This is a genomic window from Ewingella americana, assembly GCF_006438725.1.
Taxonomy (GTDB): Bacteria; Pseudomonadota; Gammaproteobacteria; order Enterobacterales; family Enterobacteriaceae; genus Ewingella; species Ewingella americana_A.
In genome coordinates this window covers 136,399-149,099 of the sequence record NZ_RCZD01000008.1, presented here as the reverse complement: position 1 = coordinate 149,099, position 12,701 = coordinate 136,399, and the positions used below count along the sequence as shown (strand labels likewise).

16 protein-coding genes are annotated in these 12,701 nt (G+C 39.7%); all 16 read left to right on the top strand.

Annotated elements, in window-relative coordinates; genetic code table 11:
• Positions 1–57 precede the first annotated feature (57 nt).
• Positions 58–1,254, top strand: coding sequence for an RNA-guided endonuclease InsQ/TnpB family protein (locus tag EAH77_RS15850; RefSeq protein ID WP_140473784.1), 1,197 nt, complete (start codon positions 58–60; stop codon positions 1,252–1,254).
• A 231-nt stretch (positions 1,255–1,485) separates the two neighbouring features.
• Positions 1,486–2,400, top strand: coding sequence for a hypothetical protein (locus tag EAH77_RS15845; RefSeq protein ID WP_140473783.1), 915 nt, complete (start codon positions 1,486–1,488; stop codon positions 2,398–2,400).
• A gap of 29 nt (positions 2,401–2,429) precedes the next feature.
• Positions 2,430–2,936, top strand: a complete 507-nt coding sequence (luxS, locus tag EAH77_RS15840) for an S-ribosylhomocysteine lyase (RefSeq protein WP_140473782.1) — start codon at positions 2,430–2,432, stop codon at positions 2,934–2,936.
• Positions 2,937–2,945: 9 nt separating this feature from the next.
• The gene (locus EAH77_RS15835) at positions 2,946–3,281 is read left to right on the top strand and encodes a hypothetical protein (RefSeq protein WP_140473781.1); all 336 of its coding nucleotides are present in this window, start codon (positions 2,946–2,948) and stop codon (positions 3,279–3,281) included.
• 199 nt (positions 3,282–3,480) lie between these two features.
• Positions 3,481–3,813 carry a hypothetical protein gene (locus tag EAH77_RS15830; RefSeq protein ID WP_140473780.1) on the top strand — a complete coding sequence of 111 codons (333 nt, stop codon included), beginning with the start codon at positions 3,481–3,483 and terminating at the stop codon, positions 3,811–3,813.
• 129 nt (positions 3,814–3,942) lie between these two features.
• Positions 3,943–4,404 (top strand): hypothetical protein, encoded by a 462-nt coding sequence (locus tag EAH77_RS15825; RefSeq protein ID WP_140473779.1) that lies wholly within the window; start codon positions 3,943–3,945, stop codon positions 4,402–4,404.
• Between the two features lie 14 nt (positions 4,405–4,418).
• Complete coding sequence (locus EAH77_RS15820) at positions 4,419–4,931, top strand: hypothetical protein (RefSeq protein ID WP_140473778.1); 513 nt, start codon at positions 4,419–4,421, stop codon at positions 4,929–4,931.
• Between the two features lie 89 nt (positions 4,932–5,020).
• Positions 5,021–5,581 carry an NADAR family protein gene (locus tag EAH77_RS15815; RefSeq protein ID WP_140473777.1) on the top strand — a complete coding sequence of 187 codons (561 nt, stop codon included), beginning with the start codon at positions 5,021–5,023 and terminating at the stop codon, positions 5,579–5,581.
• Positions 5,578–6,081: a hypothetical protein gene (locus tag EAH77_RS15810; protein ID WP_140473776.1), complete on the top strand. Its 504-nt coding sequence runs from the start codon at positions 5,578–5,580 to the stop codon at positions 6,079–6,081. Before EAH77_RS15815 ends, EAH77_RS15810 begins: the two co-directional genes overlap by 4 nt.
• A gap of 138 nt (positions 6,082–6,219) precedes the next feature.
• Entirely contained in the window at positions 6,220–6,690 is a 471-nt protein-coding gene (locus EAH77_RS15805) for a hypothetical protein (protein WP_140473775.1), read from the top strand.
• 69 nt (positions 6,691–6,759) lie between these two features.
• Complete coding sequence (locus tag EAH77_RS15800) at positions 6,760–7,044, top strand: CBU_0592 family membrane protein (protein WP_140473774.1); 285 nt, start codon at positions 6,760–6,762, stop codon at positions 7,042–7,044.
• A 102-nt stretch (positions 7,045–7,146) separates the two neighbouring features.
• Positions 7,147–7,854, top strand: coding sequence for an HNH endonuclease (locus EAH77_RS15795; protein WP_140473773.1), 708 nt, complete (start codon positions 7,147–7,149; stop codon positions 7,852–7,854).
• A 207-nt stretch (positions 7,855–8,061) separates the two neighbouring features.
• The gene (locus EAH77_RS15790) at positions 8,062–8,433 is read left to right on the top strand and encodes a hypothetical protein (RefSeq protein ID WP_140473772.1); all 372 of its coding nucleotides are present in this window, start codon (positions 8,062–8,064) and stop codon (positions 8,431–8,433) included.
• Between the two features lie 254 nt (positions 8,434–8,687).
• Positions 8,688–9,923: a hypothetical protein gene (locus tag EAH77_RS25350; protein ID WP_194150518.1), complete on the top strand. Its 1,236-nt coding sequence runs from the start codon at positions 8,688–8,690 to the stop codon at positions 9,921–9,923.
• An 82-nt stretch (positions 9,924–10,005) separates the two neighbouring features.
• Positions 10,006–10,284, top strand: coding sequence for a hypothetical protein (locus EAH77_RS15780; protein WP_140473771.1), 279 nt, complete (start codon positions 10,006–10,008; stop codon positions 10,282–10,284).
• Positions 10,281–12,701, top strand: a complete 2,421-nt coding sequence (locus EAH77_RS15775) for a hypothetical protein (RefSeq protein ID WP_140473770.1) — start codon at positions 10,281–10,283, stop codon at positions 12,699–12,701. Before EAH77_RS15780 ends, EAH77_RS15775 begins: the two co-directional genes overlap by 4 nt.

Genomic DNA, 12,701 nt, shown 5'->3' with positions numbered 1-12,701 from the left:
TAAATAAAAGCTCACTTAGGTGGGCTTTTCTCGTTTAAAGTAATCGTATATAAAAACATGAACAAAGCCTATAGATATCGATTATTCCCGCAAGAAGATCAGCTTGAGAAATTAGCTCAGACCGCAGGATGCTGCCGATTTGTTTATAATGAAGCCCTTGCTTATCGCAAAGAGCAGTATGATTTAGGAACCAAAGTATCTGGCTTTGACTTAATCAAACGTCTTCCAGAATTAAAGTTACAGTTTCCTTGGCTAAAAGAAGTTCCAGCTACTAGTTTGCAAAAAGCAATTGCTGATTTAGAAAGTGCATATCAAAACTTTTTTCGACGAGTAAAGCAAGGTAAGACTCCTGGATTTCCTAAATTCAAAGTTAAACATAAATCAAAGCAAGCGTTTAATTTAAAGTGGGATAATTTCAGTAGCAAACGGGCTAATTATTTTAAGTGTATCTGGTATAATGATCAAAGCAACTGGATTCGTCTTGCTAAAATGGGTTGGTTTCGCTTAGAGATGCACCGAGATCTGCCTGAAAATGGGATTATTAAATCTGCAACAATAAGTAAAGATACTGATGGATGGTATGTTTCTTTCCTAATAGAATTGCCAGATACTGCCTCTACAGTTTCACCAGAAGATGCTATTAAGAGCTCTGTCGGTATTGACTTTGGTCTTAAGAGTTTCCTCACGTTATCTAATGGAAAGGAAATCAAATCTCCTCGCTTTTATCATAAAGCTGAGAAGAAGCTGAAACGTTATCAACGTGCATTGAGTCGGAAAACCAAAGACTCTCAAAATCGTTTGAAAGCGAGACAGCAAATAGCTAATTTACATTTGAAAATTCGTAATCAACGAAAAGACTATTTGCGTAAATTAGCTTATAACCTTTCAATGTCTTATGCTTTGATTACAATCGAAGATTTGAATATTCAAGGTATGGTTCGCAATCATAGATTGGCCAAATCAGTAATTACTTCCGGTTGGTCAATGTTTACTAAATTCTTGGATGAGAAATGTTTAGAAACAGGCTCACATCTAATTAAGGCTAATCGTTGGTTTGCTAGTAGTCGCATCATTTATGAAACAGGTGAGTATAGACCTCAACTTCAATTAGGTTGTCGATGGTTGACTGATTACAATGGTACTAAAATTCATCGTGACATTAATGCGGCAAAGAATATTGACTACTGGGGTCAGCATTTGTTGACCACGGGAGAAGAGCTAGACACTAAAGGGTATCTGGCTTTATATAGTTAGATTTACCTACCCGTAGCTTGAGCGGGAAAGGGCAATCCTGATTGCAACGCCTACTAGGTATCAGTATATAAACCCGAGGATTTATCCAAGGGGCTGAGAGTAGGAAACTAGTTTAAAATATTGGTAAGCTGATAATCTAGTTCTTGATTTAAAATCATTGTTCGAACAATTAAAACTTGATTGATTGGATATAATTGAAGGAATTTATTATGTTCAATCAGGAATCTTATAATGTCTCCGACTTGGAAACTAAACGAATTACCTACAATAATACCGAAGAAGTTAGTCTTCAAGCACAAAGACACTGGCTTCAGTGCTAGCATCCGACGGGATGTCTTTGAACGAATTCAACAAGTAGCTGCATTAGGCCGTGAGCTCTACGGTAATAATCCCATGTGGCGTATTGACTGTGTAATTGATGTAGAAGGTATTCCACGCGGAGTAGAAGTTAATCTCGGCGAAGTCGGTGGTGGTGCTTATGTAGACTGCATGGCAGAAAGCATTATCGGTCGCCCCGTGGTAAAATCCCACGAAGAGCTGCTGAAGTCAATGGCTGCTGAAGGTTATAAATACGTGTTCAATCCTAAGTGGATTAAGAAATTCACTTTGTCTGAGCACTTCTGGATGAAATCTATGCCTTCTATCTCCCTCGATGATGCTCTTTGGTATCATGAACGTGGCGAGAAAATGAAGCTGATTACTTATTCAGTAGATGAAGAAATGTTTCCACTGAGTGAACATTTTCCCATCGACTATAAAAATATCCACAACTTGAACTTTAAATCCCATCTTGTAGATTTATGCGTTCAACATCCTGATGTATTTGTAGAAACAAAGCACCTTTCTGACATCGAAACAAGTGAAAATAGGAAGTGGGTCTTTAAAACTAATTACTCTTGTCAGGGTATGGACGTCAAGATTCAGGATAGTAATTTCGATTCCAAAGCATATCCAGATTTAGATCGCGAAGGTGCCCATGATAAAATAGCTCAGCGTTTTGTTGAATCCGAACAGAATCGCGGTTATTCTATAGTTGTAGGTGTTTTTGCTAATGGTAGTGTTTATTGCCTCATTAACCCGACACTAATAGTAGGTGCGGGATTCAAGAACACTATGTGGGTTCCTTTACTTGACCTACACGATTAACCCTCAAATCAATTAAAAGTGAGATTTAAATGCCTTTACTCGATAGCTTCAAAGTAGACCACACCATCATGAACGCTCCGGCAGTACGCGTTGGTAAAACAATGACAGGCCCGAAAGGTGACGCAATCACTGTTTTCGATCTGCGTTTCTATAAGCCGAATCACGAAATGATGACTGGCCGCGGTATCCATACTCTGGAGCATCTGTTCGCCGGCTTTATGCGTGACAACCTGAACAGTGATGAAGTTGAAATTATCGATATCTCTCCAATGGGATGTCGCACTGGTTTCTATATGTGCCTGCTGGGTACTCCTTCTGAACAGCAAGTTGTTGATGCATGGGAAAAGTCAATGCATAACATTATTGACCGTGTTCAGACCGAATCGGATATTCCGGAACTGAATCAATATCAATGTGGTAGTTATGAATACCATTCATTAGATCATGCTCGCGCAATCGCTCAGCACGTTCTGGATAACGGTATTGGTATTAACTACAATGCAGACTTGAAACTGCCGGAGCATTTGGGTCTCTAAGGAGACTGGATGAAGCCATCTGAATTAAATCGCATTAAAGCTCAGACCTTCTTTAATCGTCAAGTTTATGATTTAGCTGAAATTAGAGAAATCATTGAACGGGGATCTCCAATGGAGTTACCCTCTCGATATAAATTAGGTCAAGCAGTCGCATCTACTTTAGCGGTGGATGGAGTGGACACAATGGTTGCTGGAATCTTGATTGGTATTATTTTCTATAACAGCAAGATTTATTACAAAGCGGCTTTACCAGTTACAGGAACGAGCTTGTTCTGTGTGATTGAAATCCCTTCCGAATTCCTCACTTCAGTAGAAGAACTTGGTGCGATACCACAACCCGCTTAATTGCGGGTTTTTTCGTATTAAGGGAAAATTATAGTCAGAGATATTTTCATGGAAGCTCAACTTAAACGATCCATTCGAGTAATGATGTGGGCCGTTATTGTAATGGCACTTGCAGCTATACCGCTTTTATATGGTATGTTCACTATGCCTAGTGTAGGAGCAAAAGCTACTGCAGCGTTTAATCTAGCAGGTATTGGGTATGTTTGGAGTACTCGGTTGGGGTTTATTAAACAGCTTCGGGGTATTCAGAATGGAGGATGATCTGGACGTTTTAAAAACTCGTTTAGACCATCTCAAGAAAACTCTCCAGTGGCTGAGCTTAATATTCATCCTATTGTTAATCGCTATCGTTGCTAATATTGTTCGAATGGTTTTAGGTTCAGATTATGCTTACTGGATAATGATCATTATTTTTACAGTTGAAGGGATTGTGTTAGGAAGAATTTCTCGCCTAACCAAGAACTTTTCTGAACTCAGACTTCAGTTTGAAAAAGTAGCTCGGCAAAAGTTCAAAGATCCGGTTAAGAAATAAGCCCACTTAGGTGGGTTTTTTATTACCTAAATCCCACACAATACGAGTAATATCTTGACATTTAAGCCGTAAATCCATATAATAAGGTATAAAGTAAATAAATAGATAAACCCATGCGAGGTATTGAAAATGACTACTAAAACAACTTTACAAGTATTAGAAGACATGACTGCATTGATTCGTAAAACGTATATCAATGAGAAAGGTCGTTTTAATCCTAACAATATTGCAATTGAAGAAGCAACAGAAATGTTACGTATTGCTGCCTTAGCTGGTCGAATTGGCGGTATGACACTTAAACATCAAATTAAAGTGGGTGATATTGTATTCATCAAATGGAGCGATGAATGGGAATATCCTTTAGTAGTTAAAGGCGTWGGGCATCGCAATATCAAAGCAACTTATGTCTACGAAAATGGCAAATTAGAAACGTGGACAATCCCTATCAATAACTTGACCTACATTGTACCAACCTCCGTTGTAGATATTATCAGTGAATTGAAGAATTACGTTAATGAAAATGATGGTTATGCGGCAATGCCTGAAAATAATGAGCAGTTCTTGCTGGAAGTTAAACTGAACCGTAAATAAGGGAGTTTGATACAATGACAAAAGCTAAAATGTTATCTAAACCAGAACGTGTTGCTAAACTGCAAGCCGAGTATGATCGCTTAAAGTCTGAATACACTGGTACGAAAAGTCTCGAACTTCAATCTCAGCATATTTCGCTGGAAGAAGCTAATCTGATGGAACTTACAGCTGCTCTTTTAGCCAAAATGATTAAGTCTTCACGTACTAACCGTTTTGCAATTGGCGATGTGGCCTTTGTTAAATGGGATGATCAGCTTATTTATCCAGTAATTGTTCAAGATGTTGGTGCTAAGAAACTGAACTGCCTTTATGTTAACTCTGACGGTAGCACTATCCAGTACAACATTGAATATCCGGCTATTCATCATATAATCAACATCGTTGAATTGGATCCAGATCATGTGGCTGGCGATCTGATGGTCAAAGTTGTCGATTATCAAATGACCAACCCTGACGTTATTCAATCGCCTGCCAATGAAAAATTCTTCGCTGAGAAAGTTGGCGAGATCCTCGATTTAAATAAATAAGTTATTTCTTATTTAGCCGTCAAATCCATTGATTTATCGTATTAAAAGGGGAGAAAGTCCCCTTTTTTATTGTTTTGAGGATTTGGAAAATGGCAACTGTAGTTCCCTTCTTTCATCGCACTCATCCATTATCTAACTGGTATCCTCGACGTATGTTTGACCCAGAGTCTGGCATCACGTTTGCTACCATAGAACACTGGATGATGTGGCATAAAGCCAAACTCTTCAATGATGAATCAGTGATGGCTTTGCTCGCTTCCAGTACTGACCCATATCAAGCTAAAAAACTCGGTCGAGCTGTTAAAGGTTTCGTTGAGTCGGTCTGGGTAGCTAACCGTGAAGATATCGTTAAGAAAGGTCTTTATTTAAAGGTCGATTATTGCGATGAAGCACTTTACTTCCTGCTGGATTTAGACCCGAAAACTACTCGGCTGTGCGAAGCATCCCCTTGGGATAGACTCTGGGGTGTTGGACTTGACGCTGAGGATCCACGTGTTTATGATCCAGATAACTGGAAAGGTCTTAATCTATTAGGTAATTTGTGGCAAGAACTCCTTGTCGATGTGCATGGAGCAACTGAGTTGAGTATTCATTTCAACCCAGTCACTCTCGAAAAGATCCTATCGCACAAAGCGAAGTACCCAAAATGAATAAATCTGATAAGATTACTCAAGAACTCAAAGAAGAGCAAAAACAACATTTCAAATTAGCTTTGGCTATTAAGCCTTTGAATACTTACCCCGTACAGGGAATGACTCAGGAACAGACTCAGCTTTTTCTTCAGTTCTCAGCAATGCCGGAAGAAGTTCCAGAAGAGCTTCTTACTATACTGAAATCTGTACGTTTATTTCAGTTAGCCCATACCCGTTGCGCTGTTGCGAGTATGGTTGTCCACCCTTTAGTATTAGCGTTTATCGTTGATTGTTTAAGTGATGGCAATCCTGGCATTGTTACATTGTACATTCACGCTATTCAGATGTACATGAGTAAGAACAATCTTTCGGAATTCACTTGGGAATGTATGTATAAGTTATTCCCAATGGGCTTTCCTTCCCGTGAAACTTGTGAACTTGCATGGCGTGACCAGAAAATCGATGGTCACAATGGAGTTGATATAGTGCTTGGGTATAAACCAACTTCTGGTAATTGATTCATTATTGATGTGGAGGTTTTTATGTAATCGGCAACTTTTATCTTTCATAATCGCAATCGGGGTTGAGCTGCCCTCTATTGTATATGAAAAACCTAGGGCAGCTTATACTTCGAGCCGTAAAAGGAACAACTCGAAATGCCATTAACTTTTGATGAACGTTTGCAGCAAGTTAAGAAAGTCACTCCTCTATATGACTATCCAGTTGATTTGCTTGAGGGAGATATGGCCGAATTGTTCTTTCGGCTTGTTGAACAAGAGATGATGAATCAATTCTCGGATGTGTTTAAAGATGAGATTAAATTATATCCAATATATAGAACAGCATTACGTCTCTCTATGAGAATGCACTGCAACGTTAGTTTTGGCGTTTTTGCTTTCTTAATCCTGAGTGGTCGTTGTGAAACATTTGGTGATGTATCTTTATACTTGTATGCGTTTAAAGTGTATCTTAAACGTAGCCAAAAGTTCAAATTTAATCTGGAAGATTATGCTACCTTGTTTAAAGGTGGTGTCCCTTCGCGGGAATCTCTCCAGTCAGCATGGGAAGGTCAGCGACTTTCCGATGGTACAAACGCGTTAGATTATGTTGTAGCTTACGGTCTCTGATTTAAGTTTACTCGTATTTCAATCTAACGTGGAGAAGTGAATTCACTTATCAGAAGGCGGAATAAGCAAATGGAACATTTAGCAAACTATCATTGGTATGACTTCGTTGGTAACATTGGTGCATTCGGCATTGTGTTAGCTTTCTATTTAATTCAGGCCGGAAAGATCAAAGCAGATGATATTCGTTATTCTCTGCTCAATGGTATCAGTGCAGGTCTTATTGTGGTGTCGCTATTGTTTAACTTCAACCTTAGCTCATTCCTGATTGAACTGTTCTGGATCTCTATCAGCATCATGGGAATTTTGAAGTGGCTGAAAGCTAGACGGATGGCTCGTGTAGTTACCCAGCAATAATTAGATCGACGCAATATTAGGGAACCTTCGGGTTCCCTTTTTTCTGCTTAAATTATCTATCGTATGGAATAGTAATATCTGAGGGTCTACTTAATAAGAATTATGTCTGAATCTCCTAGCTTAAATGAAATCGCTAAATTTAAACGGATAGTTCTAGAGAGAGATAACTATACTTGTCAGTGTTGTGGAGTTGGATTGCCGAAAGGAAGTATCTTTAATTCCAGTGAATTGCAAGTACACCATCTCAACTCTCAAGAAAATTATCCTGAACAACGTATCGACCCTAAAAATGGTATTACTCTGTGTATAAACTGCCACAGTGATTTCCATGTATGGGCCGAGCATATTGACTACGTAACTAAAGAGTATTTCTGGGAGTGGTTAGACTTAACTTATGATCGCCGCACTTATTGGTATCTCAGAATTAAATTACGTGAAAAGCACCGACACACTTGTCAGTGTTGCAAAGGTACTTGGAGTCAGAATAAAAAGTTGAGAATATATCACCTAACTGAGTGGCAGTATGTGAATGACTCGGCTGATTATCGTATTAAGTGGTGGGATAGACATAAAGCCTATCACAATTCATTAGTATTTTGTACAGTTTGTGATAACGACTTTCCTAATTGGTATGTCAGTTATCCGCCAACACCAGTGGAATTAAGCAAGTTTTTAGATAGTGGTCAACCTTCTAGGAAGACGACTCGTGTTCTGATTAAGATTTTGATTACTCTGGCTACTATAGCCGGAAGCGGATTCTTCTTAATGTATGTTAAATATGGCGCAAATTTCTTAAAATACTTGTTCTGAGTAAATTTCGGAAGTATATCCAGATTACACGAAAATCTTGTGATTTAGAGGGAAAGTAGATTTCCCAATAAAAAATCATTAAAAAATCATGTGATTTAGGCTACTTTGAAAGAGTTTAATCGTATATTAAAGTGTAGAAATTAATAAGGGAACAAGTAAAAACTTACTCGTCCTCATAAATCCTAAAAATGTTCAAAGGAACAAATCATGTCAAAAGTTAAAACAGTTAAAGTTTCCGTACAATCTTTCGTTACTGTTCAGGCCACCAAAATCATCGCGATCACCGCCGATAGCGTGACCTTCGAACGTAAAAAACCGCACACTTCTAAAGTGCAGGAAGAAACCATCGTTGTTGGTGGCAAGCGCTCACTGGTTGCTGTATATGGTGTTGTAGGTGACGCTGGTACTGTTGTACATACTCAAGAGCTGCAAGCTTACCACGACACTGGCGCAATCGAAGTTGCTGCAACTCACGTTGACGTGAAAAACGACTACCCAACTCGCTTCTTCGTACAGCCGGGCGTTTCCCTGGAAATCGTTTCCGAAGCTTTCGATGTTGAAGCACCAGCTGCAGAATAATATCCTGCCGGCGCGTTGAGCGCGATAGTTTGGAAGGGGGAGACTTGATCTCCCCTTTTCCATGTTTAGTTATCTATAAAAGTGGGTTATCGTATTATATAGAGTAAGAAAGGTATTTGATTAAGTTTGATCAGAGACTTAAAATACCTAAAGTTAATCGTATATAATTGTGAAAGGTTAGTTATTTAACCGATTCAAAGTTAAAAACATTTGCAAATTAAACAATTGTCAGTTATCAATCAGGAATACTCCAAATGAAAACATTCGGTAACACTAAAGCAGGTCAAGCTTCCAATAACTTCGTTAATATTAAAGATGAGTATTGGAGAGAAGCGAACGTTGTCCATCGTGCTTCTGCAGAAAAACACGCAATCCGTATGAGCATTATCAGCTTCTTACGTCCAATGCGTACTCACTCTGCAGAACTGCTCAGTGGTAAAACTTTCCCGACTGCGTGTTTATCGTTTAACCCTGAAACAGAAGAATTCGACAAAGGTCGTTGTCCTTTCTGTGAATGGGAATATGGCGCTGCTGTTAACTATTTGGTATTGGTATTCGTCCATAACTGGTTCGAAAATCCAGCATCAAATCCAGCTCCAGAAAAAGGTCCGGTTGCTATTCTGGAATTGACCAAAGACATGATCGGGGATATTACCACGATTAATGAAACTTGGGGTCTTGACCCAGAAAATGGTGGTATTTGTGATCCTACCTGTAACGTAATGCTCTCTTTGACAGCGGCACGTAAAGGTGGTAAAGCAAATGCTCCGATTCAGTATACAGTTCAGGGCGTTCCTGCACCAATCGCAATCACTCATGATTGGTTGAATGAGAACTATGAATCGGGTGCGTTCACTAAATGGGATTTGGAACGTTACGCTCAGTCTAAAATGATGCGTGCGTCTGATCTGTTACCTTTCTTGGCCTACAACGGCTATTCAAAAGAAATTGAATGGTTCGATGGTCTGGCTGCTGATCTGTTGACTCGCAATGATCACTTCAACAATTTAGCGGCATCAGAAGAAGAAGCGGAAGCTTGGAACTCTCAGTTAGGTGATACTGATGAAGATAAGCGTGAAACCCGTTTTGTATATCTGGGCGAAAAAGGTATCCGCAACCGTACTGAGAAAGGTCTCCAGAAATTCTTAGCAGACAATGCGGCACAAAATCCAGACGGCGGCTATACTCCTCAAAGTAATTTTGAAGGGTCAAGTGCTGGCGGTATGGGCTTTGGTAATGGTCAGCAAGCGGGGAGCACTCCGGCACCTTCGGCACCTCCAGCAGCAAGTCGTCCATCAGCTCCAGCAGCAGCAGCTCCAGCAGCTAATAAGCCTGCCCCTGCACCAGCTGCCAATAAACCTGCTCCTGCTCCGGCAGCAGCGGCTGCGGCACCAAAACCAGCAGCACCTCCAGCAGCAAGTTTGAAACCTGCGGCAGCTCCAAAACCAGGCGGTGCACAACCTCTGGCAGCTCCAAAACCTAACCTGTAATTGGTTAGCTAAAGTGAAAAAAAGTCAAGCGGCTCAAGGGCCGCTTTTTTTCTAGATTTACGGTATAGAATAGGGTTTATATATGACACAATTAATCGTAGCTGCTCTGGCAGTTCAAGGTGAAGTTTCGGATAAATTCCTATGTAATGTGGATGAAAAGACTATTCGTTTACACATTACCGCTATTAAGGATATCCAGATTAATCGTTTACTTCCAGAAGCAGCGATAGCACATGCTCAGAAAACTGGAAATGCTCGGTTCCCACAATTTACGTTGACTAATAAGAAAGGTCAACAATTCAAGGCCGACGGATTCCAGAATACTGAGCACTTGTATTCTTGGATCCGAAGGCATTTATGACCAACACGTCTAATTATCAAAATACATTAAACACTGAAGGCCACAAAGTAGCTCAGGGACGTCTGATAGATTTCTTGGTATTTGTTCAAGGAATAGACGTCACTAACCTTGTACAAAGTTTAGATATAGGTTTCGGACCCGATAGAAGTTTAGAAGTAACCCTCGATAACTCCAATAATGCTTTCGTACTCACAAAGAGTAATCTACAAGGCATTTGGCGAACTACCTCCTCCTCAGTTTATTATGAATTAGACCATTCAGAAAATGCCAAGAAAGCCCTCTATGATTATAAGATAGCTCATAATACTACTGGTAATAATGGTGCTGTTAATGAAGATAACCTTCGACGCTGGAACCTAGGAGCATCCGAACCTATTCTGCATAAAATGGATGCTATCTGTGTTTTCATTAAAAAACCAGATACTGACGCAGACTATTGGTATCCCGCGTTCCGAGGCTACATTGCCAGCACTAATTTGAATACTGATCTTATCAGTGGTTCAACCTCTATTAGTATTTCCTGCCGTGATCTGAAAATGGTTCTTGCCAAAGCGCGTATTGCTCAGAATCCTATCGCTCAGGGATATGGATTCATGGGTCAGACCATCGCTAACAACAACAAAATAATCGGTTTATTTCAAGATTCTGTAGTCAACCCAGAACAAATTACCCGAATCATATATAACACAACTCCAGTTGAAGTTATTGGTTTCTGTATATTTGGTACTTATAAAGAAGGTGAGACCGTAACAGACGGTTCTACAGTGTTAGCTCTCGGCAATTTTCGAAATTCAGCTGATCATAAACGTCTGCTGATCATGGGTCGAGATGCTCCTCCAGATATGGAGGCTTGGCACACTGCATGTTTACTAGGTTCAGGTGAAGATGGAAACCCTCGGATCACTCCTTATAGTAAACAAGAATGTATTGCTATTGGCTTAGAGTCGGACTTTGATGGCACAGAAAGTCCTCATGGTGGAAATCGCTGTGTTCGATTCTTGCATCCAACAGATGGCTTTGGTTTCAGAACTTTGTCTAGTGTTGAAATGGCAGATGTCAAATCCATGGAGGCAGATTGGATTTCTCGTTTAGATATCATGGATACCATCTTGAATCCTCTGTGCTATCACTTCTGGGTTGCAGGCAATGGCGATTTGATCTTTGAATATCCACTAAACGACTTTAAGCCAGACACTTTCGGTAAATATTCTTCAGAATTCAATCTCTCTGACTTTGAAAGCTATACCTATGCAGAAAATGATACGGACATTCCGACATTGCTTACAGTTAAAGGTGGGGATGTTTCCGGTACAGCTAAAAATAATCAGAATGAAGCAACCGATAGTGCTTTTAGAGTTGACATGCTATTCCCCTCTTTGGCTTCTCGTTTTGGTATTATAGCAGAAACTGTTACTCTACCCTATACCCATGATCAAGATCGTCTCTGTTTCTATGGTCTAGTGGTCATGCAACAGAAATTGGCTGAGCTTGAAAGCTATAGCATTCCGTCAATTCCTGGCAACTTAGATTATACTCCAAACAGACCTATTTACTTTCCAGATTTTGATGCGATAATTACTATTCAATCTGGAGGCATTAATATTACTACAGACCAAGGTTCCGCCTCGATTACTACTAGTTTATCTTTAGCTAGTGCTCGAAAACGTAATAAAGATGGATCGTTCCGTACTCTCTTTGGTTCTGAGAATCAACCTCTCAACTATAACTACTTGTATAAAACTGAGAACAGTTATAGTACCTTCTTAGGAAAATACGCGGATACTAATCCAGAAATTCTCCAGATTATTAACATGAACAGTGCTGGGCCAATAAATCCTAATGCAACTTCTAGTCAATCCGCAAGTTCACCAAATTCTCGAGCATCTGAAAATGAGGTAACTCTCAAGCAAGATGGAAAAGAAGTCGGCAGCTCTATGTCGATTGATAAGAAGCAAGCTCGCGGGGAAAGGAACAACAATCCAGGAAACATTGAAAGTAATAATATTGACTGGCAAGGTAAAAATGGTTCAGATGGTCGATTTGCTACTTTTGAAACCCCAGAACATGGTATTCGAGCAGTTGCCAAAGATTTAAACACTAAATACAATAAAGGTGGTTTGAATACCGTGGAAGATATTGTTACTAAATATGCTCCACCTTACGTTAATGGTAAGAAAGAAAATGATACTCAAGCATATATTACAGCAGTGGCTAACCAATTAGGTGTATCTCCGGATCAGCCATTGAATCTAAATGATCAAGATACTTTGAATAAATTCTCACAGGCTATCATAACTCATGAATTAGGTTATCAGCCTTATAGTCAAGAACAACTAACAGCGGGAGTAAGCTCTGCTCTTAAAGGGACTCCGCTGCAATATGAAACAAGTGCTCCAACATCTATTGCATCTATATAA